The organism is Aromatoleum sp., from assembly GCF_035254505.1.
GTDB lineage: Bacteria > Pseudomonadota > Gammaproteobacteria > Burkholderiales > Rhodocyclaceae > Aromatoleum.
In genome coordinates this window covers 29,411-52,771 of the sequence record NZ_DATFAO010000017.1, presented here as the reverse complement: position 1 = coordinate 52,771, position 23,361 = coordinate 29,411, and the positions used below count along the sequence as shown (strand labels likewise).

The following is a 23,361-nucleotide window of genomic DNA, read 5'->3' as shown; positions in this document are numbered from 1 at the left end:
TTTGCCTCAGAGCTTCACGCAGATGTTTCGCGTTTCCGTGTAGAACTCGAGCGAATGCACGCCGCCCTCGCGGCCGATGCCGGATTGCTTCGATCCGCCGAAGGCCGTGCGCAGGTCGCGCAGGAACCAGCTGTTCACCCAGGTAATACCAACCTCGACGCGCGCCGCGACGCGGTGCGCGCGGGCAAGGTCGGTAGTCCAGATCGTCGTCGAGAGGCCGTATTCGGTGTCGTTGGCCAGCGCGACGACTTCGTTCTCGCTATCGAACGGACGAATATGGCAGCAGGGCCCGAAGATCTCCTCGCGCACGACCGCCGCGTCGTCGGGCAGCCCCGTCCAGATCGTCGGCTCGACCCACGCGCCTTCGGCCAGCTCGCCCGGCATTTGAGGCACGCCACCACCGGTCACGACAGTCGCGCCCTCCTCCACCGCCTTGCGGTAGTACGAGAGCACCTTCTGGCGATGCTCCTGGCTGATCAGCGGGCCGTAGTTCGCGTCGTGGTCGTCCGGACGGCCGAACTTCACGCCTTCCGCCTTCTCCTTCAACGCCTGCACGAAGCGCTCGAAGATCGGGCGCTCCACATACACGCGCTCGGTGCCCAGGCAGACCTGACCGGAGTTCAGGAAGGCCGAGCGGAAGATGCCGTCGACCGCCGCATCGAAATCCGCGTCCGCGAAAACAATGCCTGCGTTCTTGCCACCGAGCTCGAAGGACACGTCGCGCATCCCTTCCGCGGCGACCTTCATGATTGCGGTACCGGTGCGCGTCTCGCCGGTGAAGGTGATCGCGTCGACGCCATGGTTCTGCGTCAGGAATTCGCCCGCCGAATTCGGCCCGAAGCCATGGACGACGTTGTACACACCCTTGGGCACGCCGACCGCATTCATCACTTCGCCCAACAGCGTCGCCGTGTGCGGCGATTCCTCGGACGGCTTGACCACGACCGTGTTGCCGCATGCCAGCGCCGGACCGACCTTCCAAGTCATCAGCATGAAGGGCGCGTTCCACGGGCAGATCACGCCGATCACGCCCTTGGGCACGCGGATGCCGTAGTTCAACGCGCCGCGTCCGTCCGGGGTCGCCATCTGGAAGGATTCGTTCGGCACGTTCTTCACCACGTCCGCGAACACCTTGAAGTTGGCTGCGCCGCGCGGAATGAAGACGTTCGACATCACATGGCGCGGCTGGCCGGTGTCGGCCATCTCGGCTTCGACGAAGTCCTCGAAACGCCGCGTGATCTCGTTGGCCACGCCGTACAGCAGCTCGACGCGCTGCTCGGTCGTCAGCCCGCCCCACTCGCCGTGCAAGGCCGCACGGGCGGCACTCACCGCGGCGTCGACCTCGGCACGCCCTGCTTCGGTGATCGACGCGATCACCCGGTTATCGAGGGGCGAGCGCTTGTCGAAGCGCTTCCCACTCGCGGCGGCCACGAACTCACCGCCGATGAAATTCTGAATCTGACGCATGGTCATCCTCGCTCCTTGTCCCTGTTATTCCGCTCGCGTCGTGCCCGCTGCATTCCGCGCTTGAGGATCAGTCTATGAACGGCGTGTTATACCGTCCAATACTTTTATTTCTGACGTTCAATACCTTTTAGGTATCTGTTTGGCCGCCCGTGAACCTGCCCGATAGGCATAAAGCACGCTATCCCCGCACAGACTGCCCGGCGTCCCTTACCGACCGCCCCACATTAGCGGCACGACGCAGCCCCCGGCGGGCGGTACTCCGTGCCGACGCCTCCGCCACGCGTTGAAGGAGGCGCGGAGTACCGCCCGCCGGGGGCGGTTCGCTCGCACGCCGCGGATCTTAAGCCGCTCCTATCAAATCGCCTTGAACAGCGGACTCCGCACCTGCTGCGCATCCGCCGCAGAAATGAACTTCTCGGTATAGATGTCGCGCTCGAAGAGCCGGCCTCGCATCAAGGTGCCGATGCACGCCTCGATCATCAGCGGCGGGCCGCACAAATAGGCCTTGTGTCCGCGGAAGTCGTTGTCGAAATGGTTCTTCGCCGCGTCGTGCACGAAGCCCCTGAAACCCTGCCAGTCCGATCCGTCCGGTTCGTGCGACAGCGCCGGTACGTAATGGAAGTTCTTGTGCCGCTCCGCCAGTGCGAGGAATTCGTCGTGGTAGTACAGCTCCTCTCGCGTCCGTTGGCCGTAGACCAGCGTCATCGAGCGCTCGAAGCCTTCCGCCAGCAGATCGAGGATCATCGAACGCGGGCTCGACAAGCCGGAACCGCCGGCCATGAAGATCACCGGAACATCGGCCGACTTCTTCACGAAGAAGCGTCCGTAGGGGCCCGAAATCTTCGTCCGATCCCCAACGCGCATCGTTTCGTGCACATAACGTGTGCCCTGCCCACCCGGCACGATGCGGATATTGAGCTCGATCTCGCCCGAGTCCGACGGCGCGCTGGCCACCGAGAAGGCGCGACTTCCGATGCCGTCCGGCAGTTCGAGGTTGATGTACTGCCCGGCCTGGAAGCGCATCCCTTCCGCGTCGTCGAGCTTGATCCAGATGCCCTTGATCGTGGGCGTCAGCGTCTCGATTCGGCTCACGGTGCCGACAAAGTCGCGCACAGGGAGGTTCTCGGCGTCCGGGTCCTCCTCGATCTCGGCCTCGATCACGATGTCGCCCTGCGCCGTCGCGCAACACGCCAGCGTCTTCTGTTCGTCGCGCTCGAAGTCCATCAGCGCGAAGCTCGATGCCTCGCCGTGATCGACCTCGCCGTCGACGATCTGTACCTTGCAGGTCGCGCACAAGCCATGACAGCACGCATGCGGCAGATACACCCCGGCCCGCAGCGCCGCATCGAGGATGGTCTGCCCCTCCTCGATGGGGATCGTCTGGCCGAGCGGCTCGATGGTCAGCTCGTAGCTCATCGCCCTGTCCTCACGCAGCGGCCAGCGAGGTCAGACCCGGCGTGCGGAAGCGGATCTGATCCTTGTGCCCCACGCCGTTGTCGGCGAGGCTGCGGTCGAAGTCGGGCGTCCAGGGCTGGTTCGACTTCAGCCACTCGACCTGCGCCCAGTCAATCGAGGCGCCATCCGGGTCCGGCTGCACGAGCGCCGTGAGCGGCCCCTCGACCAGCTCGCGGAAGCTCATTTGCGGCGCCGCATAGAGCAGGAAGGGCGCCGCAAACAGCAGGTGGTGATCCCAGCTCGCGTACACCAGCTGCTTGCCGTTGAAGTTCTCGACACGGTCGCGTGCGACGCCGACATATTCCTTGATTGCTGCTACGGTCATGATTGTCTCCTTGTGATCGGATTGCGGCGCACACGGGGCGCGCCGCGTCCTCTTTTGTGCAGGTTCAGCTGTTCGATGTGGCGAGCCCGCGCCACTGCTCGAAATTGCGCTGGTCGATCGAACCCACGTAGTCGCCGTTGTCCTGTCCGTCGCGCAGGCTCACCCAGTCCATCCACTTGCCGATGTCGCCGTCGAGTTCCGCGAACAGCGCGGGCATCGGCAGCCAAGCCTGGATGTACTTCTCGGGCTCGTTCTCGAACACGTGCTGGCAGCCGTCGGAGCAGAAGTGATACTTCTCGCCCTTGTAGGTCGTCTCGCGGTGGCAGGAGATCGTTGGATCATCCGGCTCGGTGAAGACGACCGGCAGCTGGCAGGTCTGGCACAGCTTCGCGAGGCCAAAGTTCTTGAACTGTTTTCCCTCGGCGGCGAGCTTGCGGATGTGATCCCAGCGCGGCCGGTAGTACTTGTCGAAAGTGGTGGGGTACTTGGCCGAGAGCCAGTCCATGTCCTCGTCGGACGGAATCCACGAATGGAGCGAGGTTCCGAAGCTCCACTGGTACAGGCCCAGCATGAACTGGTGCGACATGTGGTCGATCGACTTCTCGGCGTCGTCCCAACCCTTGGGCGGACGGATGCCGTAGCGCGCCAGATCCTTGAACAGCGCCCCGCCGTTCTCGACGCCGTAGATCTCCCAGGCCTCGCGCCACGACATCACGCGCTTGGGCAGCATGTAGTCCATCATCGTGCTGACCAGGCCCAGCACGCGGAAGCCGCGCCAGAACCACTTGTCGAGCCAGCCTTGAACGATGGGCAGGTTGTCCGGGTCCTGCTCGAGCATGAACTTGATGCACTCGAGGCCCAGCGTCATGTGGCGCGCCTCGTCGGACTGCGCCGAGAAGCCGAAGGTCACGGTCGCCATGTCGCCGTTGTAGGCTGCGCCCGACATGAAGGGCACGAACAGCAGGTTCGTCAGCACGTACTCGAACGAGAAGCCGATCGCGATCATGAACTCGAACGGGCCGGCCGACATCGCGTCGTCGAAGAACGAGCGGGCGACGGTGTTGTACCACATGCGGTCGCGCGCATCGGCGAAGGCGTGGAAGCCGTTGTAGTACTTGTTGTAGTTCGACAGCGCATGGATCTGCGTCTGCGCGTGGCGGATCTCGTCGATCGCCTGCATCTGGCACGCGACCTGGGTGCCGACGCCGGGGAATTCCCGACCGACACGCGAGAAACCCTTGTGCGCCGCGTATTCGCCCGGGCTGATCGCCTGCAGGAAGACCTTCAACGCGGACAGGTAGCGGCCGTCGGTGATGTTCAGGTGCCCGTTGTTCTGCGCGTGCGCATCGATGATCGCGTAGAACTTGCGCTCCTTCTCGGCCTGGTACTTCCAGTAGGCGTCCATCGTCAGGCGGAACGGATCTTCCCACTTGTCCCAGTCGTGCACCTTGATGCCTTCGTACTTCACATACGGGAACACCTCGTCCTTCGTGCGGTAGCTCGGCTCCCAGCCGAGGTCGCGGGTCATCAGCCGGTATTTCTCCTTCAGGCCGAGCTTCTTCTTTGCAACTTTCATATCCATGACGGTCTCCTGTTTCGCCTGATTACTCGGCCCAGCTCAGCGTGAGGCTGTCGTCGTCTTCCGAGACATTACCGCCCAGCGTGATGAGATTGATGTGCAGTTCCTGCAGGTCGAACGAACGTCCGATCTGCTCCTCGATCGTCTCCTTGCGGATCACGAGGCGATTCGGCGCGTCGATCTTCACCATCGCGGGCTGACGATTGACCGTGGCATTGGGGTTGTCGATCTCGATCGCCTCGATGATCGGGCGGGTGTCTTCGTTCGCCTGCAGGGCGATGAATACGGTGGACATGGGTGGACCTCTCAGAGCGTGATGCCGGTTTTCTGGATACGGGCACGGAAGGCGGCGAGTTCTTCGCCGAGGGCGTCGTCGGCTTGGGCGTCGAGCGCGATAGCCGCCACGGGCAGCAGCGCGGAGGCGGCGCGCGCGCTCCATGTGGCGATCCAGTCCTGCAGCACTTCGCGGTTGTGATCTGACTCGGCGGCAGCCACCTTCAGCACCGCGTCGACCCACTTTTTCGTCTCGTCGAACCAGTCGGTCATGAACTGCGTGAGCATCGCGACCGCCGAGGCGCCCTGCGCGGACAGGAAGTCATCGACGATGCGGCCATAGACCAGCGGATACAGCAGGCCATCGAGCGCAACGTTCTGCGCGACGAAGGCTTCGAAGGGATCGCGCAGCACCAGCGTGTCCTCGACATAGCGGCGCAGCGCTTGCCACACCGGGTCGTCGAGCCACGCGGCCTTGCCGGCGTCTAGCGCTTCGGTGTCACCGAGGAGCAGGCCGAGCCGCGACAGGTATTGCGCGATGCCGAGGTTGTCCATCGCGTGGTAGATGCACGGCTGCGTGAACACCGTCGCGTAGCCGTAGCCGCAGATCAGCGTGTTGTTCTGGTTCGCGCCCCACGTCGCATGGCGCAGCGGCACGAGCAACTTCAGCGCGGTGTCGCGCAGCGCCGGCGGCAGCATGTCTGCGAGGCCGCGCGATTCGACGAAGGCGAAGTTCGCCTCGGTCGTGTCCTGCTGACGTGCGCGGGCGAGCGTGTACGTGCTGTAGTAGAACTGGCGCGGGTCCTTCAGCGCGTACCAGTCCTTCATCACGATCTTCGTGATCTTCGTGTCGTACAGGTCCTGGTCCGGATCCCAGGTCGGCTTGTAGTGCAGGTTTTCGGCGGCCTGGATGTCGTAGCTGCCTTCCTGGTAGCGCGATGCGGGCTTGTCGCCGAAGCGGCGCGCGAGGTGGTCGAAAGTGTTGCGCAGCGGCTGGATGCTCACCGTGCGAAGGTCGATCTGCATGGATGTCTCCTGCGCTCCCGTTCGGGGAGCGCTGTTCTCGATTTATCGGAAGCGGGTGCGGGTCGCGTCGGCGAGGCGCCAGTCCCAGTCGGATTTTTCGGTCGAATCAAGCTCCCCCTGCGGCGCCAACATCTCGACCGCATTGCGCTCGCAGAACTCGGCGAAGGCCTCGCGCGTCAGGATCATCTCGACCGCGAGGTCCGGCTCGCCGACCGCGAAGTCGAACTCGACAAAACCGTTGGCACGCTCGCCCGTGACGCGCACGAATCGGCGACGCGTGTCGAAGGCGGCGGGTGTCGCAAGGCTGCTCATCGCCCTGCCCCCTCAGCTCACAACCGTCAGGAAGGTCTCGTGGAGCTTGCGCTGCGGGTAATCCAGGCCCTGGCCGAAGTTGTCGAAGGTCCAGGTCAGCGGCTCGGTGTTGTCCGGGTAGGGCTGGTAGCCGCCCATGAAGGTCTCGAAGCGGTTGCCGGACGGATCCCATGCGTAGATCGTGCAGCCGCGCGTCACGCCATGGCGGGTCGGGCCGATGTCGACGGCGACCTTGTTCATCGACATGATGTCGCCCGCGCGCAGCACCTGCTCCCAGCTTTCCATCATGAAGGAGCAGTGATGCAGCTTGCCCTTCTCCGGATACTCGGCGAAGGCGATGTCATGCACCTTGTGCGAACACGACAGCCAGATTGCGGCGTTGTTTTCGCCGTCCGGCGTCAGCACGCGCTCGACGAGGTAGAAGCCCAGCACTTCCGTGAAGATCTTGTGCACTTCCGCGACGTTCGGGCCATACAACAGCGCATGGTCGAGGCGCACGGGGCCGATGCCGTGCTCGCGCTGCCACGTCCAGGGCCCCGGATTCACGATCGGCAGGCCATTGCCGATCGCGGTCTTCTCGGCATACAGCTCCATCACGTGCCCCGACGGCAGCTCGAAACGCACGCGCTCGCCGGTCTCCAGCATCTCGCCGGCAGGGATGCGTTCCGTCTTCAGGCCGTAGGCCTGCAGGTCGGCATCCAGCTTGTCGAGCGTGGCCTTGTCCAACACCTTGAAAGCGAAGAAGTCGATACCGGCACGATCGGCTTCGCGGATCACGTAACTGTTGTGATCGCGTTCGTCCCAGCACTTGAAATACACCCGCCCCTGCGCGTCGCGGCCCGTTTCAACCAGCCCCAGCACGTCACGGTAGAACTGCACCGCTTCCTCGAGGTTCAGCACGCGCACCTGGGCGTGGCCCGGGCGAAGAACGCCAGTCATTGCCATGTCTCTTGTCTCCATTGTTCTAGTGGATGGAACGGTCTTCGTGACTCGTCCGCCATCCGGTTTTCGGGTCGTCTTCACGCCGCTGGAACCGGGGCTGACGAATTCGTCACTTGGGGCAATTGATCGAAATCATTTATCTCGCCCTCAGCGCTACTAATGCAGCCCCCATGCCAGATAAGACAACCTGCTGATAACAAGAGAGTTTTTCAAAACTGGAGCAAAGTGGGTGAAATTCCCCACTGACGTTTTTGTCGGAATCGGGATTTAGGCTTACAAAAGCGTCACGGTGCAGTGCACAAAATGACTGACGCGGAGCGACGAGGCAAACGGGTGACATCCGCAGCGGATCGACAGTCCGAGTCCCGCGTACATGAAGCCTTTTGCGCTCGGGGAATGTCAGCGCACGCCCATGGATCGAGGACGACTTCGGTCGGCCAGGCTGATCAGCGCGGCAGGACGTTGCAGTGCGGGCGCGCCGCCCTCACCCGGCGCGGTCCGCCTCTTTCAGCCGCTGCAAGGCCAAGGCCAGTTCCGGCAGGGATCGGAAATGCATCTTGCTCATGACGTTGTGCCGATGGACCTTGATGGTGCTTTCCGAGATTCCCAGTTCGAGCGCGATGACCTTGTTCGCCTTGCCCTGGATGGCCATGTCCAGCACTTCCTTCTCACGCGGGGTCAGCTGTTCGTAGCGTTCACGTAGTTCGGCGGCTTCCAGTTTCCGATGGAAGGCCCTGCTGACGCGGGAAAGCGCCGATGTGATCCCTTGCAACAAGGCGAGATCATCGAACGGCTTCTTCAGGAAATCGATCGCGCCTGCCTTCATCGCCCGCACGGCATCCGGCACGTCGCCATGACCCGTGATGAAAATGATGGGAACCTCCCAGCCGCGCCGCGCCAATTCGTCCTGGAGCGACAGTCCGTCAAGGCCGGGCATGCGGACATCCAGCACCGCGCAGGAAAAATCCTTGAGTCGTTCGAGGGCTAGGAATTCGATGGGTGACGCGAAGGTCTCAACCGCCATCCCCTCCGCCCGCAGCAGGCTGCTCAGCGATTCGCGAACGGACAGATCGTCATCAACGACATAGATCGTGGGAGTGGTGAGGATTCGGCGCTTCATGATCCTTGTGCAGGAATCGAGAAAATAAAGCATGCCCCTTCCGGACTCGACACGTCCAGCCACAGCTTTCCCCGGTGGCTCTCGACGATGGACTTGCTGATCGCCAATCCCATGCCGAGGCCGTCGCTCTTCGTGGAATGGAAGGGCTCGAAGATCGCAGCAGTCATGTCCGCCGGCACTCCCGGCCCCGAGTCGCGGACCGAAAAGAAGGTGGTGCCTACCGCATCCGCGTGAACCTCGATCCGGATTCGGCGATCACGCCCTGTTTGATTGCGCATCGCATCCAGCGCATTCATCACCAGGTTGAGGATGACCTGCTGCAACTGAACCTGGTCTCCCATCAGCGGGGGAAGTCCCGTTGAGATGTACACGTCGAGATTGACCGCTGCATGATTCAGTGTCGGCTGCAGCATCTGGACGAGGGCGTCGATCATCCTGGGAACGTCCACCTGCTCCCGTTTCAAGCCCTCCTTCTTCAGAAAACCGCGGATGCGAGTGATTACGTCGGCCGCATGAGTCGCGTCACGACGAACTCGCTGCAGCGCCTGGACAACTTCGTCGTAGTCCGGCTCCTCGCGCTCCAGCCAGCGCAGCGCGGCCTGGCTATTGGTGACGATGGCCGCCAGAGGCTGATTGACCTCGTGCGCAATCGAGGCCGCCAGCTCACCCATGGTTGTCAGACGCGCCACGCGGGTCAGGTCCGCCCGCGTTTTTGCGAGCGCATCCTCTGCCGATTTTTGTGCGCTCAGGTCTTCGACGATAACGGCAATCCGCGGCCCTTCGCGATCGACCAAGGGAATCACCGATGCGCAAACCTTGGCCCACAGGAAGCTTCCGTCCCGGCGCATGTAACGCTTCTGCAACTGATAGCTGCCCCGCCCTCCTTTAAGCAGGCTGTATACGTTTTGGCGGGTGGCCGCTCTTTCCGAGGCCTCGGTGAGGTCGAGCAGCGAGATTCCCAGGATCTCCTGTTGGCTGTAGCCGAGCATCTGCTGCAGTGCCGGATTGGCTTTCATGATCTTGCCGTCCGCATTGACGAGGGCAATGCCGACCGCGGTGTTTTCGTAAAACCCCAGCCAGCGGCGCTCCGAAATCTGCAGTGCGCGAATGCCATCGAGCAGGGATTTGCGGCTAGCGATGAGCCCGTTGGTCAATTCACCGATATCGGACGCCTGCGAATCCAGTTCCTTCTGGAGGATATCCACGGTACGTTTGACGGTGACCAGGTTCCGGACCCGGGCGCGCAGCTCCCGCGGTGAAAAGGGCTTGGTCAGATAATCCTGGACAAAGCCGTCGAGCAGGGTCTCGCGCAACACATCGTCTGCGCGGGCCGACAGCACGAGGACGGGAATATGCGCAGTCTGCCGCTGGCGCAGTTCATGAACAAAACGTTCGCCATCCATTTCTGGCATCATCAGATCGGTGATGATGAGGTCCGGGGCCTTTTCATGGACGATTTCGAGCGCCACACGGCCGTTTTCCGCCAGCGTCACCTGGTAATCATCCGTCAGCACGTCGTAAAGGAACTGCCGCAGGTCGGAATTATCCTCGACGATCAACAAGCGAGGACTGCCCGCTTTTTCTGGACGGTCCGTGAGCCCGGATTCGGGCGCCGATTGGATCGTCTCGATCGGAGGCACCCACTGTGAGTCACGCGCCCGCACGAACGCACCGGCCGGGGCGCGCAAGGGCAACTCGATCTGGAACAGAGCGCCTCGCTCCGGCGCATCCAGAAGCGTGATCGTGCCGTGATGCAGTTCGACGAATTCCTTCACGATATTGAGCCCGAGACCGCTCCCCTTGGCCGCCAGCTCATCCGCCCCCTGGGCATAACGATCGAAGACAGACTCCTTGCGTTCATCAGGAACGCCGGGACCGCTGTCCTGAATGCTCATCAGGACCCGATTGCCCGACAGGCGCTCGAACGAACATCGTATCCGGCCGCTGTCCGGCGTGAACTTGAAGGCATTCGCGAGCAGGTTGCTCACTACCCGTACGAATTTCGCCTGATCGACATCGACATGCAGTTCATCCTCGCCGGCGAATGACAGCCTTACCCCGCGTTCTTGCGCGGCGGACTCGAATCCCTCGGCCACCCCCCTCGCCAACGCGACGATATCGGCATAAACGTATACAAGTGGCATTTCTCCGGCGTCGATGCGTCCCAGATCGAGCAGATCGTTAACCTGCTGAAGGAGCGCCCCTGCGTTTCGCTTGATCGTGAGCAGCCGAAATCTCTCCCGCTCGGAAAATTCGTTCGACCCGAGCAATTGGCTCACCGGCCCGAGGATCAACGTCAGCGGCGTTCTCAGCTCGTGACTGACGTTGGCAAAGAATCTCGTCTTGAAGCCGTCGATCTCGCGCAATTTTTCCAGCGCCGCATGGACCTCCTTATTACGGCGCGTGAGCTCTGCCTCGATCGCGATCTTTTCGGAGACGTTTCGCCCCTCCGGAAGCAGGAACGCGACCTTCCCCGCGTCGTCGAAGATCGGTTTCAGGGAGAAGTCCACGACAATGGTCCGCTGCCCTTTGTGCTCACCGAAAATCTCGATGTCGCAGCGCACGAATCGGCCAGCCGCAGCTTCCGAGACCATGGAACGCACGCGCTCCCGTGTTTCTTCCGACTTCGTCCACCAGCGCGTCTCCCAGAAGGGCTTGCCCACCACCTCGTGCAAGTCCACTCCCGCTCCTTCGAGCGCCGCCTGATTCACTTCGATCACGTTCCCGGCAGCGTCGAGCAAGCCAAGGAACTGGTACATCGAATCAACGATGATGCGGGCCAGCTTCTGACGCCTGACGTCATGGGGGTCATCATCCGAAAGTTCCACCCCTTTGACGGCGGTATTCCGCGGAGCAAGCCCTGAACGGGAATTAGCAGTCATGACCCCATCGCACCTACTATCACAGTCAAAGGATCCGTCACCGCGCAAAAAAATGCGCGGCAACTGTTCCTTACACACGGCGAAAGCCCCGAAAGGGGCGATTCGATCAGAAGGCGAAGATGTAATTGAGCGTCGCGTTATTCTGCGAATGTTTGACCCGGATTGGCTCGGAGGTATTTGGCGTGCTGCTGTTGGACATTTTCTCCAGGAGCGCATGCGAGTACGCGAAATCAATGCGTCCTCGCGGCGACGTCGTATAGGAGAAACCGAAGGACAGGTGTTTGGTCGGCGTGGCGGGAACAACCGCAAATAGCGTGTCGTCGCGCAGGGCCTGAGTGGCAAGACGAAGCCCGGCGCGGACCGTCCATTCACGTGACAGCGTATAGGACGTACCCAAGGCCACGATGGTCTGGTCGCGGTAGTTCTGCGGCAAAACGACATCCAGGTTCCCGCCGGCATCCGCGTCGAAACCCACCTTGATGTCCTTCATGACGTCCTTCCAGAACACCCGCGAGATATCCATCGCAATAGTCCATTGTGGCGTCACGCGTTGGCTGAGACCGATGTCCAGTTTTGCCGGCATCCGGAAATCCTTGATCCGTATTTCTCCCGGCAGTCCTATCTGCCCGGCAACGCCGGACACGGCGGTGAGCGTCGCGTCGCCCTCCATGTCATCCATCTGGCTCTTGAAGGTATAGGAGGCACCCAAGCGGGTCGCGGGGCTCAATTGGTAGAGCATTCCAAGCCGACCGGCGTAGCCCCACGCGTCCACACCGCTGCCGATCGGCTGGTTTTTGGTCAGACTGAAATGTGCCCCCTGTAGTCCGGGAATGGCCCCTAGCGCGGGAACCAGCGTGCCTGTAGCCCGCCCGGTCGAGATCAGGCTGCCCGCCTGGTCCGCACCGAGCAGCAGGTCGAGATTGAGGCCTTGCCACATCACGTCCAGGCTCGCGCCTACCGTCAAGGCGTCCGTCATGCGGTAGCTGGCAGCGAGGGGGATGTCGAGGACAAGCAGGCGGCTGGAATTTTCAAGGCCGGTGTTCGCTCCCCCGGTGCCGCGCGACAGGAAACTGTGTCGCCCGTATTCCGTGCCCAGGCCACCCTGCGCAAAGGCGCCGATGCCCATGACCAGGTCTCCGAGGCGTTGCGTGAACGCCGCGGTCGGGGCAAGGTAGGGACCGCGATTGTTGTTGTGCACGTCGGAATCGGCGACTTCGCCCGTGCGTCGATTCTCAACCGAGATATCGGTCGACACCACATCGAAGCCAAGCAACACCTGCCGATCGCTTTGACTCAGTGACAGCGTGGATGGGTTGGTGAGCATGCCCCCGGGCCCGACATCGTAGGCGACGGCGGTACCGCCCATGCTCCTGGAGACGGCGCCGATGCCCTCCAGACGGAAGACATCGGTGGCCCTGGCGACAGGGCTCCATGACGGCAGTGCCGCGACCATAAAGAGTGCGGCAAGCTTCTTCAGCAACATTGTCATTCTCTCTCTGTTGGGGACCGCTGAAACGCGGGTGAACAGCCGCAGTCGAGGCACCCGAGCTGAGGGGCCTCGTGCGGCAACACCGGGTTTTCAAACGGTTTTAATTTTTCTGGCGCTTGCCGTTCGTTGCGGCGAGTCGCCGGCCGTTCAGAAGAAGCGATCGAAGTGGATCTGTCCGAACGGCACCTTGTGGCCGACCATCAGCAACTCCTGCAAGGCCTGAGTCATCGGCGGAGGACCGGCAAAATAGAACTCATAGCCGGCAAGCGGCCCCCCCAGTACCTGTTCGAGTTGGTCGTGGACGTAACCTGTCGCGCCGCACCACTCCCCATCTTCATCGGGCAGTGAAACGACGGGGATGTAACGTATCCGTTCTCCAAACCCGGGCAGCGGCCGAAGGAAATCCTCGCCACAGACATCCCGCGGCGAACGTGCCCCGTAGAAGAAGTGCAGTCTGCGCTCGTTCAGCAGCCCGCCCTCGGACGCTCCCCGCACGATCGACACCATCGGCGCCAACCCGGATCCCCCGGCGATGCAGACGATGTCGCGCGGGCTGTCGGTCCGCAGATAGGCGACACCATACGGCCCGTCGAGGCCGATCTCGTCACCCACTTCAAGGCGATCGAACAAGGTCTGCGTCCCTTGTCCCAGCGGAACATGGCGGATCTGGAAATGCCACTCGCGCCGGTCGTTCGGCGTATTGGCCATGGAGTAGGCGCGTGAACCGCTCACTCCAGGCAGATCGAGCATCGCATACTGACCGGGCCGGAAGTCCGCGCCCTCTTCCGCGACAAATCGGAATTCGCGGATGTCATGGGTGACGTCCCGCGCCGATGCCAGCCGGGCGGCTTGACGCCGCGGCAGCAAGGGCGGAACGTATTCCGCGGAGCTCGACGCCGAAATCCTGATGTCGCCTACCGCGCGACACTGGCAGGCCAAATGGCGGCCACGCTTCTTGTCCCGCTCGCTCAGTCCGGGAGCATCAGGCCAGAGCGTCTCGATTTCGCCTTCGATCAGTTCGAATTTGCAGCCGCCACAGCCGCCGGAATTGCATTCATAAGTCAGGCCGACCCCTGCTCGCAATGCGGCACGCAGGATGCTGTCGCCGGGCGCCTGCGCGAATGTGCCGCCATCCTTCTGATTGGTGATACTTGCCTGTTCGCTCATAGCCTCTCTTCCAGGACAGGTGCTTCGGGACCGGCTCCGGTCCCGAAGCGGAGAACATGACGAGGCTCTTACAGCCCGAGCGAAGCGCGGAACTCGCGCGTCGCGCACTTGGCGGAATCGGCCGCCTCCGCGACATCGGGCAGAAGCGAGCAGTACGCCTCGATCGCCTTGTCGGCGAGCGGCTCCCACTTCGCGATCCAGCCCCGCATGATCTCGAGGTTGCCCGGTGTCTCGAGGCCCATCCGGACGAAGGCGCTAACCCAGCGGCGATGGCGCGCGGAATCGATCAGTTGCGCATCGGTAATCAGGCCGAGCAGCGTGTCGCCGTTATGACGTGCCGACTCGCCCAGCTTGCGCAGCACGCTCTCCTCGATCGCCGGCTTGGCCACCAGGTTGAGGACGACGATCGCCTCGCCCCAATCCCAGACCGTCAGGGCCTTTTCCATCAGCTCCCGGAAACCCTGCCACGCCGGGTCCTGTTCCCAATACCGCCGTTCGTCGACACCGAAGCCCTTGTCGTCGAAAACCAGTGACAGCTCTTTCGTACGATAGGCCGTGTGGCTCAACCAGCGCAGGCTGTCCGCCATCTGGAAGTAATTGCAGTTGGTGATGGTGCTCGCCGGCGAGACTTGACCGACGTAGGCCGAGGCCATCTGGAGCGTGTGAAACAGGTAGCGGGCCGGAGTATAGAAACGGGCCAGCGAGCCCGCCCAGCGGGGATCGATGGCCTTGTCATGTTCGCGCTGACTGAACTGGTCGAACAGTCCGAATACATAGGTCTCCTGTCCGTCCTGCATCAGGTTGTAGGTGCGGTAGACCACCTCGTCGGGGTCGCGGAACGCATTCCAGTCGTCGTGCCGGAGCGGCGTCGCGAAGGTGTTCTTCTTGTACCACTCGTTCATGAACATGCCGGGGTCCAGCTCGTACGGAGCGTTCGGGTCCCGATCGTTGTAGTGAAGATTGGCCGTGACGATCTCGTACTCGCTCGGCTTGCGGCGGCGAGCGGCCAGATGACTCCAGGTCTTCAGCGGTTTCAACGGCTGAATTTCAGACATTTCCTTGTCTCCTCGATTTTCTTACGTGGCTATCGGGCGATTCCCGGACAGCACTTACAGCGTTCTGTTGAAGTAAAAGCGCACGGCCGTGTCCTGGCTCTCGATCTGACCCGCGAAGGAACTCAAATCCACCTGCAGGTCGTTCATCCTGAACGGACGGCCGAGCTCTTCCTCGATCGTTTCCTGGCGCAGAACCATCTCCTGTTCCGCATGAATGCGGATATACGCCCGCTTGTCTTCGACGAAAATTTCCTTGCCCGGGTTATCGACCCGAGCCGCTTCGATCACTGCCTGGGCCAGATCGCCGGCACGCATTACCGGTCCGACCAGGTTGTTGTGATAGGCCTGTCCTGCTTTCGACGCGCTCACTGATTTCTCCTTGTCCTGCTTATTCACTTTGGCTCAGCTGTGCGCGAACAGAGGCTCGACGCCCTCGGTCTGGACCAGGATGTCGTCGCCATTAACCTTCACCGGATATTCGGCAAGGGCGCAGTCATCGGGGTTGATCCCCTTGCCCGAACAGGCATCGAACTGCCACAGATGGGCGCGGCAGATGATCTTCTCGCCGTCGAACTTGCCCTCGGAAAGCGGGATGTCCTGGTGAGGACAGATGCCCTGGAAAGCCCTCACATTCCCGCCCTCGGCGCACACCACAAGGATGTCGTGGCCATTGACAGTAAAGGGCTCCATCTCCCCTTCCCAGAGGTCATCCATCGTGCAAACTTTCGTGAAACTCATGCTTCTCTCCCGGATCGTCGTGAGTGGGGCCGCAATCAGTGCTGCGGCGCTTCCCAGATGATTTCAATGGTTTCGGTCGGCTTGAGGCCCGATTCGGACACCTTCATCGTGCGGGGCAGGAAGGCGTCGCTGCCCTGCCGGCGGACCCGCATCGTGCATCCGGGACGCGCTTTCACGCGGCGGCCGACCGAATGCACGGCAGCCGCCGCGGCGACCTCATCCATGGTGTTCTCCGAATCGACGGCCACCAGTTGCAGAACGAAATCACCCTCGAAATTCGAGGTCAGCGGAAATAAAGCCATGTCTCTTGTCTCCTTTTCGGGCCGGCGCCTGGCACGCCAGCTCATTTGATCGTTATGCTCAGTTGGCCTTCCGGGCTGCCCGCAGCGCCCGGTACACTTCCGCCCAGGCATAGTTGTGCGCGTCGTCACCAATCTCGCCCGGTGCGAGGTTCATGTACTGGAGGGCGCCGCCCAGATCCATCGGCTGGATCATCCCAGCCAGGAAGCGGTCGACGATGGTCATGTGGCCCGCATAACGCTCGGGCTCCTGCTGGAATACCCAGCGATCGACCTCGGACCCGAAGTGATAAAGGCGGCCGTTGTGTTCGAGGGGATAGTCCTTGACGTTCCAGCCCTTGCCCGGCGTCCCGAGGATCGGCAACTGGCACATGTTGCAGATATAGGGCAGCGTCTCGGGATAGGTCAGCGCCATGTTCCCGTCGACGACGTTGTCGATGATCACGTCCCAGCACTGGCCCCAGGTGTCGTTCCAGCCGGGGTATTTCGCTTCCAGCCAGGCGCGCTCGTCCGGCGTGACGCCTGCGGCCGGGTTCCACCACAAGGTCGGGCGCCAGTAGTAGGCCCCCATGTGCATGCCGTGATGGGTCTGGCTGAGATCGTTCAGGAAGATGTCCCAGTACCACGGCAGATCGAGGCCCATGTCGGTCAGCGCGCGCTCGAATTGCGCGACGATCCATTCCTCCATGAACTCCTTGAACGACTGCTTGCGGTGCTCGAGCGGCGTGTAATAGTCCATGATCGGACCGGTCAGAATCGAGAACAGCTTCCAGGCGCCCCAGACGGCGATATCCACCCGCTTCTGCGCCTCGGCCTTGTGGCCGTTCTCGATCAGCACCTTGAGGGCGGGACCGCCGATCTGGGCATGACGCGATTCGTCGGTCTGGATGCTGGAGATCAGGTTCGCGAACGTGTGATCCCCCGCTTCAGCCGCATCCGCCGCCAAGCCGAGAAACTGCATGTTGGTGAAGCCGGTCTCGAAGCTGAACGTCAGCATGATGGAGACGCTGATCGCATCGCGCGTCATCATGATGTCGTCGAAGAAGTGGCGCGCCGCGATCATGGCCCATTCGTTGGTGTCGTAGGCCTTGAAAGCCCAGTCCATCTGGCGATCCTTGGCCACATGCTCATGCGGGAAGTAGAGCTGCATCTGGCCGTGGCGGACTTCATCCAGACAGCCGAGCGTGGCCATGTTGCGCATGCCCGGGGCCTTCGAGAAACGCATCATCCGCGCCTCGGCACTCGCCGCCGCATATTCGCCGCGGGCAATCGCGCCGTAATGCGCTTTCATCACCGACTTCCAGCCCGGGTCGGCATTTTCGAAGATCCGGCTACGCTCGAGGGCGGCCTTCACCGAGTAGGCGCCGGCATCCTTTTCGCGCTGAACCTTCACGTACTCGGGATACGTCTGCTTGTACGGCTCGTCGTATTTTTCCCATGCGTTCTGCGGCAGACCGAAGTCGCCCGCCAGCTTCGGGGGGAACAATTCGTCTTCGGTCACGTACGACGGAGTCCAGTTCGTGCTCCTGGCCAGGTCGTACCAATCCATTCTGTTGAGTACAGCCATTCGTGTCTCCTTCCTGAGTAATATCGGGAGTTCTGATGCCCCCGAAGTACGGCGAAACGTGTCGCCACTGCCCTGCGGTCGTTGAAACGACGTTGCATCGGGCGTGAGGACACGTTAAGCGGAAGCGACACGTGCCGAAATTAGACTTTGGTTTAGAGACCTACCGTGAGTGCGCACGCGGTCCGCCGCTGCGGGCCCAGGCGTGCTCGATTCACCGCGCGCGCAGGCCGATGTAAGCCTCGCGATGGTCAATGGAAGACCCTTCCGCCGAGGGGACACGGAATCGGATTCGGAGGTCGGCCTGCATAGGCCTTGATGGAGGAGCTAGAGCGGCGTTTAAGCGCAGGACGTCGAACCGCCCCCGGCAGGGCCGTGACCGTTCTGGCTTAATCGCCCGGAGGGGCCGACGGAACGTCCTGCTTTAGGCGGTAGGCCAATTGCCGCCGAGTGATTCCTAACAGCCGCGCAGCGTGTGTCAGGTTGCCTTTCGAACGCCGGACCGCCAGTTCCACCAGCCGTCGCTCGTGAGCTTCGAGGTCGAAGCCTTCCTCGAGCAGCGCATCATAGAGCCGCCCACGGCTTGCTTCGGCCGCATCACGCAGGAAGCCCTCGCGCCCGACGTCGGCGTCGTTCTGGACGCCCGGCACGGCGCCAGCGGCGAAGAGGTGCTCGAGTTCGATCAGACCGCCCGGCTCGGCAAGGAGCACGCCGCGCTCTATCAGGTTCTCCAGTTCGCGGACATTGCCAGGCCAGTCGTGAGCAACGAGCGCCTGCATCGCCCGGCCGGTAATGCCGTCGAGCTTCTTGTGATAGGTGGGCGCGATCTTGTCGACCAGCGCGTGCGCGAGCAGCGGGATATCCGCCTTGCGCTCGCGTAGCGGCGGGATCGTGACCGGATAGGTTGCAAGCCGGTAGTACAGATCGGCGCGGAAGCGCCCTTCCGTGATCGCCTGCTGCAGGTTCACATTGGTCGCCGCGACCAAGCGCACATTCACCTTTCGCGTCTGGTCGTCGCCGAGCCGTTCGACCTCGCCGGTCTGCAACACCCGCAGCAGCTTCACCTGGGCGGCCGGCGACAGATCACCGACTTCGTCGAGGAACAAGGTTCCGCCGTTCGCTCGCTCGAAGCGGCCCGGGCGCGAGTGCTGCGCACCCGTATAGGCGCCTTTCTGCACGCCGAAGAGCTCGGACTCGATGAGGTCATGCGGGATCGCGGCGCAGTTGATCGCGACAAAAGGCTGGTCGGCACGGTCACTGTGCTCATGGAGCCAACGTGCAAACATCTCCTTGCCGACCCCGGTTTCACCGAGCAGGAGCACGCTGATCGGGCTCTTCGCGGCCTTGTTGACCAGGTCGAAGGCGGCGCGGAAGGCCGGCGAGTTGCCGACCAGTTGCCCGGCCGGCGCCCGCTGCGCGTGGAGTGTCGCCTTCAGCTGACGGACGTCCTCCTGCAGCTGGCGAAGCTTGCATTCGACATTGTCGGGCTGGAAATAGTCGAGGTAATCGTCTTCGAACTTCCACTCCTCGGCCGGCTTGCCGACGATCAGGCAGCGCGAGTCGCCCTTTCCGACGCATTCGACTTCACGGAACACGATAAAGCGCTTCAGAAAATAGCTCGCGTAGCCGGAAGCGTAGCCAACGAGGCTCCAGCAGGCGACGTCGTCACCGATGCCGAAGTGCTGGATGTGCGATTCCGCCTCCCAGGAATTCTCCCACAGGACTTCGCCGAAGAAGGTGCCCTGTTCCCAGTCAATCTTCGCGTCGAGGATGGTCGGTTTGACGAGCCCTTCGAAGGCGTGCAGTTCGGGGCCGATCTGGAAGGCGTCGTAGGCGTTGAGCTGATTCGAGAGCTTGCACGCGAGTTCGGCGTCGTGGCGTCCCGAGGCAAAGCCCATGCGCAGCAACAGGCCCTTCGCCCGTTTCGCTCCGAGCGAATCGAAGAGCTCCTTGCGCAGCGCGCCGAAGGCCTGCGCGTGGAACATCAGCATCCGGTTCTCGCCGAGCCAGATGTGCCCGCTCTCGACGTTGAACCGCAGCCGCGAGCGCAGGTTGAACTGCTCGATCAGCTTCTCGTGCATCCGGTTTTCTCTCCTCGCGGGGGGCCGTTCGTGCGGCGCCCTCTCGTCAATTTCGTAAGCTACATGCAATTATCGCCCAGAGTGTTCGGCCTCCGCGAATTTCCTCAGATCGTCATCGTCTTCTTCGGACGCAGCAGGAAATGCCCGAGCGCCGGCAGCAGGATCAGCGCGCCGAGCATATTCCAGACGAACATGAACGCGAGGAGGATGCCCATATCGGCCTGGAACTTGATCGGCGAGAAGGTCCAGGTCGCGACCGCGATGCCGAGCGTGATGCCGGTCAGCACGACGACCTTGCCGGTGAAGAGCAGCGCCTTGTAATACGCCTCCGAGAGACTCATGCCGTTCTTGAGCTGCGCGAGCGTGACCGTCATCACGTAGAGCGCGTAGTCGACGCCGATGCCGACGCCGAGCGCGATCACGGGCAGCGTCGCAACCTTCACGCCAATGTTGAGCCCGACCATCAGCGCTTCGCACAGCACCGACGTGAGCATCAGCGGCAGCACCGCGCAGATCACCGCCTGCCAGGAGCGGAAGGTGATGAAGGCGAGGATGATCACTGCTCCGTAGACGAGGAAGAGCATCTCGACGTTGGCCTTCTTGACGACGATGTTTGTCGCGGCCTCGATGCCGGCGTTGCCCGCGGCGTTGAGGAAGCGGATCTCCTCACTGCCATGCTGGGCGGCGAAGGCCTCGACGGTTTGCACGACGCTCGTCAGTGTGTCGGCCTTGTGGTCCTTCAGATAGACGTAGAGCGTCGTCAGATCGCAGTTCTGGTTGAAGAGCTCGCGCGGCGCGCGGGTGATGATGGCGTTCAGCATGTCCTGCGAACGCGGCACCTCGAACCACTTCAGGCTGCCCTCGTTCATGCCGGCGTGCGACACCTTCGCGAGTCCCGCGAGCGAGCTCGTCGCTTCGACGCCCGGCAACTGCTGCAGCTCGCGTTCGAGCGCATCGACCGACATCAGCGTGTCGTAGTGCGCGCAGGCGTACTGCGGTGTTTTCACCATCACGATGTATACGTCGCTGCTCGCCGCGTAATTCGCGACCGTGAAGGCGTTGTCGCGGTTGTAGCGCGAATCGGCACGCAGCTCCGGCGCGCCCGGGTCGGTGTCGCCAATCTTGAGCTGAAAGCTGATCACAAGGCCGACGAGGCCCATCACGACGCCCGCTGCGACGGCAATGCCCGCCCACTTGCGCTGCGTGAAGAGGTCGAGGAAGGCCCAGAACGGGTGCTTCGCGTGCGCGGCGTCGTTCGCATCCGTCGCCTCCGCGCGCAGGCTGCGCGCCGCCGCTACCGGGCTGACGCCTGCGTAGGACAGCAGGATCGGCAGCAGCACGAGGTTGGTGAAGATCAGCACCGCGACACCGATACTCGCCGTGACGGCGAGGTCCTGGATGACCTGGATGTCGATCACCATCAGCACCGCGAAGCCCACGGCGTCGGCCAGCAACGCCGTGACCCCGGCGAGGAAGAGCCGGCGGAAGGTGTAGCGCGCGGCGACCAGCTTGTGCGTGCCGCGCCCGATGTCCTGCATGATGCCGTTCATCTTCTGCGCGCCGTGGCTCATGCCGATCGCGAAGACGAGGAAGGGCACGAGCACGGAGTATGGGTCGAGCTCATAGCCGAGCGTAGGCAGCAGGCCGAGCAGCCACACCACCGCGACTATCGAACACAGCACGACGAGCAGCGTGCTGCGCAGGCAGCGCGTGTACCAGTAGAGGACCGTGGTGCAGATGGCGATCGCAAGCGCGAAGAACACGATCACCTGCTGCAGCCCGGCGATCAGGTCGCCGACGACCTTCGCGAAGCCGGTGACGTGGATGGCGACGCGATCGTTTTCGTACTTCGCGCGCAGTTCCTCGATGCGCTCCGACAGCTTCGCATAGTCGATGCGCTCACCGCTCTCGGCGATCTTGTCCTGCAGCGGGACCAGCACGATGCTCGACTTGTAATTCGCGGCGACGAGCTGGCCGACCTCCCCCGAGCGCTCGACGTTGAGTCGCACCTGATCCAGGCTCGCGGGCGAGGCGTCGTAGTCGTCGGGGATCACCGGCCCGCCATCGAGCCCCTCCTCCGTGACGCCGGTCCAGCGCACGGCCGGCGTCCACAACGATTTCATGTACGGCCGGTCGACGCCCGGCAGCAGGAAGAGCTCGTCGTTGATCTTGCGCACCGTGTCGAGATAGTCGGCGTCGAAGATCGTGCCTTCCTTCGCCTCGACGGCGATGCGCAGCGTGTTGCCCATGCCGGCGAGCTGCTTGCGGTTTTCGAGGAAGTTCGCGATGTAGGGATGACCGGTGGGGATCATCTTCTCGAAGGCCGCGTTCAGCGACAGTTCGCGGGCCTGATAGCCGAGCACGAGGGTCGCGATCAGGCATAGCAGGACGATCACGAGGCGATTGTTGAACAGCAGGCGTTCGCCGAAGGAACCTTCGCCGGTGTCGAAGTCCGACAGGTCGGCGACGACCACGCCGGAGGGAAGTGCGTGAGCGTGACTCATTTTTTCGCTTCCGAAACAAGGAGATCGGGTTCAACGCGGATCAGGCCGCGCGGACCGGAAAGGATCAGGGCGCCATCGGCTGCCTGCGCGACGCCAGTTAGGCCGGCCGCCGGTGGAACCGAAACAGGCGCGACGCTGCGACCGTCGTCGAAGCTGCGCATCAGACGACCGCTCTCGTCCCCGAGCACCACCGACCCGTCGCCGAGCACGCTGCCTGCGGCAATCGTCACCGGCTGCCCGATCTCGACCTTTTCCCAGGTCGCACCACCGTCTGCACTGCGCCACGCGTTGCCGCGCAGGCCGAACGCCAGCAGTGTCGTGCCGCGCCCGTTCAGCACGCCGAAGTACGTGCCGGCGTAGGGGGTACGTAGTTCCTGGAAAGAGACGCCGCCATCCGTGGAACGGAAAAGCGCGCCCTGCTCGCCGGCGACCAGCAGATGGTCACCATCACCGCGCACCTGGTACAGATGCTTGCCCTTGGGATTCGGGACCGAAGCCGTCAGCGAGCGCCAGCTCTTGCCGCCGTCGGCCGTGCCGAGCGCGAGGCCGTAGGCACCGACGACCCAGCCCCTTTGAGGGTCCGCAAAATGCACACTGAGCAAGGGCTTGTCCGCACCGTCGGCGACGAGGGATTCGGCCTCGCGTACGCGGCGAGCCCCCTGCTCGCCCTCGGCTGCGTGCTGCTGGGCATCTTCAAGCACCCGCTGCGCCGCCTGCTTGCCGTCGAGCTGCCGCTCCCAGGTTTCGCCGCCGTCCGCGCTATGCAGCACGACGCCGCTGTGCCCAACTGCCCAGCCGAGCTGCGGTGTCGGGAAATGGACATCTGTGAGCGCGACGCTCACAGGAACCCGCTTCGCCTGGCGCCAGCTCCGGCCGTTGTCGTCGGAAAGCAGCACCGTGCCGCGCTCGCCGACCGCGACGAAGCGGTCGCCGGCGCGGGTCACGGCCAGTTGCAGCGCGCGTGTCGCGCGCGCATTCACGGTTGCGGGGAGGTCGAGCAGGTCGGATACCGGCGCAGCGACCGCGCCTTGGGTTCCCGAAAGTAGCAACATGGAGAAGAGCGCCGTCGCGAGCATCGCACGA

The 23,361-nt window shown here is 62.8% G+C and carries 20 protein-coding genes; all 20 read right to left on the bottom strand.

Annotated features, from left to right (window positions below; genetic code table 11):
• Positions 1–6 precede the first annotated feature (6 nt).
• The 20 genes from VJ673_RS02625 to VJ673_RS02530 all read right to left on the bottom strand — a co-directional run bounded on the left by VJ673_RS02625 (position 7) and on the right by VJ673_RS02530 (position 23,330).
• Positions 7–1,467 (bottom strand): 2-hydroxymuconic semialdehyde dehydrogenase, encoded by a 1,461-nt coding sequence (locus VJ673_RS02625; RefSeq protein ID WP_324124467.1) that lies wholly within the window; start codon positions 1,465–1,467, stop codon positions 7–9.
• A 354-nt stretch (positions 1,468–1,821) separates the two neighbouring features.
• Positions 1,822–2,883 carry an NADH:ubiquinone reductase (Na(+)-transporting) subunit F gene (locus tag VJ673_RS02620; RefSeq protein WP_324124466.1) on the bottom strand — a complete coding sequence of 354 codons (1,062 nt, stop codon included), beginning with the start codon at positions 2,881–2,883 and terminating at the stop codon, positions 1,822–1,824.
• Between the two features lie 10 nt (positions 2,884–2,893).
• Positions 2,894–3,247: a phenol hydroxylase subunit P4 gene (locus VJ673_RS02615; protein ID WP_324124465.1), complete on the bottom strand. Its 354-nt coding sequence runs from the start codon at positions 3,245–3,247 to the stop codon at positions 2,894–2,896.
• Between the two features lie 64 nt (positions 3,248–3,311).
• A complete protein-coding gene (locus VJ673_RS02610; RefSeq protein ID WP_324124464.1) occupies positions 3,312–4,829 on the bottom strand; it encodes an aromatic/alkene/methane monooxygenase hydroxylase/oxygenase subunit alpha in 1,518 nt (505 codons plus the stop codon).
• Between the two features lie 22 nt (positions 4,830–4,851).
• Positions 4,852–5,121 carry an MmoB/DmpM family protein gene (locus VJ673_RS02605; protein ID WP_324124463.1) on the bottom strand — a complete coding sequence of 90 codons (270 nt, stop codon included), beginning with the start codon at positions 5,119–5,121 and terminating at the stop codon, positions 4,852–4,854.
• Positions 5,122–5,132: 11 nt separating this feature from the next.
• On the bottom strand, positions 5,133–6,125 hold the full coding sequence (locus tag VJ673_RS02600) for an aromatic/alkene monooxygenase hydroxylase subunit beta (RefSeq protein WP_324124462.1): 993 nt from the start codon (positions 6,123–6,125) through the stop codon (positions 5,133–5,135).
• Positions 6,126–6,167: 42 nt separating this feature from the next.
• Positions 6,168–6,437, bottom strand: a complete 270-nt coding sequence (locus VJ673_RS02595) for a phenol hydroxylase subunit (RefSeq protein WP_324124461.1) — start codon at positions 6,435–6,437, stop codon at positions 6,168–6,170.
• 12 nt (positions 6,438–6,449) lie between these two features.
• A complete protein-coding gene (locus VJ673_RS02590; protein WP_324124460.1) occupies positions 6,450–7,382 on the bottom strand; it encodes a catechol 2,3-dioxygenase in 933 nt (310 codons plus the stop codon).
• Between the two features lie 481 nt (positions 7,383–7,863).
• Positions 7,864–8,532 (bottom strand): response regulator transcription factor, encoded by a 669-nt coding sequence (locus VJ673_RS02585; protein ID WP_324124459.1) that lies wholly within the window; start codon positions 8,530–8,532, stop codon positions 7,864–7,866.
• Positions 8,496–11,381, bottom strand: coding sequence for an ATP-binding protein (locus VJ673_RS02580; RefSeq protein WP_324124458.1), 2,886 nt, complete (start codon positions 11,379–11,381; stop codon positions 8,496–8,498). The genes VJ673_RS02585 and VJ673_RS02580 overlap by 37 nt, the downstream gene beginning before the upstream one ends.
• 106 nt (positions 11,382–11,487) lie before the next feature.
• On the bottom strand, positions 11,488–12,864 hold the full coding sequence (locus tag VJ673_RS02575) for an OmpP1/FadL family transporter (protein ID WP_324124457.1): 1,377 nt from the start codon (positions 12,862–12,864) through the stop codon (positions 11,488–11,490).
• A gap of 153 nt (positions 12,865–13,017) precedes the next feature.
• Positions 13,018–14,037, bottom strand: a complete 1,020-nt coding sequence (locus VJ673_RS02570) for a 2Fe-2S iron-sulfur cluster-binding protein (protein WP_324124456.1) — start codon at positions 14,035–14,037, stop codon at positions 13,018–13,020.
• Positions 14,038–14,105: 68 nt separating this feature from the next.
• The gene (locus VJ673_RS02565) at positions 14,106–15,092 is read right to left on the bottom strand and encodes an aromatic/alkene monooxygenase hydroxylase subunit beta (RefSeq protein WP_324124455.1); all 987 of its coding nucleotides are present in this window, start codon (positions 15,090–15,092) and stop codon (positions 14,106–14,108) included.
• A 54-nt stretch (positions 15,093–15,146) separates the two neighbouring features.
• Entirely contained in the window at positions 15,147–15,488 is a 342-nt protein-coding gene (locus tag VJ673_RS02560; RefSeq protein WP_324124454.1) for an MmoB/DmpM family protein, read from the bottom strand.
• Between the two features lie 6 nt (positions 15,489–15,494).
• Positions 15,495–15,830 carry a monooxygenase system ferredoxin subunit gene (locus VJ673_RS02555; RefSeq protein ID WP_324124453.1) on the bottom strand — a complete coding sequence of 112 codons (336 nt, stop codon included), beginning with the start codon at positions 15,828–15,830 and terminating at the stop codon, positions 15,495–15,497.
• 35 nt (positions 15,831–15,865) lie between these two features.
• Positions 15,866–16,177, bottom strand: a complete 312-nt coding sequence (locus tag VJ673_RS02550; protein ID WP_324124452.1) for a toluene-4-monooxygenase system B family protein — start codon at positions 16,175–16,177, stop codon at positions 15,866–15,868.
• Positions 16,178–16,190: 13 nt separating this feature from the next.
• Positions 16,191–17,696, bottom strand: a complete 1,506-nt coding sequence (locus VJ673_RS02545; RefSeq protein WP_324124451.1) for an aromatic/alkene/methane monooxygenase hydroxylase/oxygenase subunit alpha — start codon at positions 17,694–17,696, stop codon at positions 16,191–16,193.
• Positions 17,697–18,082: 386 nt separating this feature from the next.
• On the bottom strand, positions 18,083–19,774 hold the full coding sequence (locus VJ673_RS02540) for a sigma 54-interacting transcriptional regulator (protein WP_324124450.1): 1,692 nt from the start codon (positions 19,772–19,774) through the stop codon (positions 18,083–18,085).
• A gap of 104 nt (positions 19,775–19,878) precedes the next feature.
• Positions 19,879–22,278, bottom strand: a complete 2,400-nt coding sequence (locus tag VJ673_RS02535; protein WP_324124449.1) for an efflux RND transporter permease subunit — start codon at positions 22,276–22,278, stop codon at positions 19,879–19,881.
• Positions 22,275–23,330 carry a WD40/YVTN/BNR-like repeat-containing protein gene (locus VJ673_RS02530; RefSeq protein WP_324124448.1) on the bottom strand — a complete coding sequence of 352 codons (1,056 nt, stop codon included), beginning with the start codon at positions 23,328–23,330 and terminating at the stop codon, positions 22,275–22,277. The genes VJ673_RS02535 and VJ673_RS02530 overlap by 4 nt, the downstream gene beginning before the upstream one ends.
• Between the last annotated feature and the right edge of the window lie 31 nt (positions 23,331–23,361).

Bases quoted from the DNA above. Each gene is read 5' to 3' on its own strand.
- VJ673_RS02625 (WP_324124467.1), bottom strand. From the start codon at position 1,467: ATGCGTCAGATTCAGAATTTCATCGGCGGTGAGTTCGTGGCCGCCGCG.
- VJ673_RS02620 (WP_324124466.1), bottom strand. From the start codon at position 2,883: ATGAGCTACGAGCTGACCATCGAGCCGCTCGGCCAGACGATCCCCATC.
- VJ673_RS02615 (WP_324124465.1), bottom strand. From the start codon at position 3,247: ATGACCGTAGCAGCAATCAAGGAATATGTCGGCGTCGCACGCGACCGT.
- VJ673_RS02610 (WP_324124464.1), bottom strand. From the start codon at position 4,829: ATGGATATGAAAGTTGCAAAGAAGAAGCTCGGCCTGAAGGAGAAATAC.
- VJ673_RS02605 (WP_324124463.1), bottom strand. From the start codon at position 5,121: ATGTCCACCGTATTCATCGCCCTGCAGGCGAACGAAGACACCCGCCCG.
- VJ673_RS02600 (WP_324124462.1), bottom strand. From the start codon at position 6,125: ATGCAGATCGACCTTCGCACGGTGAGCATCCAGCCGCTGCGCAACACT.
- VJ673_RS02595 (WP_324124461.1), bottom strand. From the start codon at position 6,437: ATGAGCAGCCTTGCGACACCCGCCGCCTTCGACACGCGTCGCCGATTC.
- VJ673_RS02590 (WP_324124460.1), bottom strand. From the start codon at position 7,382: ATGGCAATGACTGGCGTTCTTCGCCCGGGCCACGCCCAGGTGCGCGTG.
- VJ673_RS02585 (WP_324124459.1), bottom strand. From the start codon at position 8,532: ATGCTTTATTTTCTCGATTCCTGCACAAGGATCATGAAGCGCCGAATC.
- VJ673_RS02580 (WP_324124458.1), bottom strand. From the start codon at position 11,381: ATGACTGCTAATTCCCGTTCAGGGCTTGCTCCGCGGAATACCGCCGTC.
- VJ673_RS02575 (WP_324124457.1), bottom strand. From the start codon at position 12,864: ATGTTGCTGAAGAAGCTTGCCGCACTCTTTATGGTCGCGGCACTGCCG.
- VJ673_RS02570 (WP_324124456.1), bottom strand. From the start codon at position 14,037: ATGAGCGAACAGGCAAGTATCACCAATCAGAAGGATGGCGGCACATTC.
- VJ673_RS02565 (WP_324124455.1), bottom strand. From the start codon at position 15,092: ATGTCTGAAATTCAGCCGTTGAAACCGCTGAAGACCTGGAGTCATCTG.
- VJ673_RS02555 (WP_324124453.1), bottom strand. From the start codon at position 15,830: ATGAGTTTCACGAAAGTTTGCACGATGGATGACCTCTGGGAAGGGGAG.
- VJ673_RS02550 (WP_324124452.1), bottom strand. From the start codon at position 16,177: ATGAGCTGGCGTGCCAGGCGCCGGCCCGAAAAGGAGACAAGAGACATG.
- VJ673_RS02545 (WP_324124451.1), bottom strand. From the start codon at position 17,696: ATGGCTGTACTCAACAGAATGGATTGGTACGACCTGGCCAGGAGCACG.
- VJ673_RS02540 (WP_324124450.1), bottom strand. From the start codon at position 19,774: ATGCACGAGAAGCTGATCGAGCAGTTCAACCTGCGCTCGCGGCTGCGG.
- VJ673_RS02535 (WP_324124449.1), bottom strand. From the start codon at position 22,278: ATGAGTCACGCTCACGCACTTCCCTCCGGCGTGGTCGTCGCCGACCTG.
- VJ673_RS02530 (WP_324124448.1), bottom strand. From the start codon at position 23,330: ATGTTGCTACTTTCGGGAACCCAAGGCGCGGTCGCTGCGCCGGTATCC.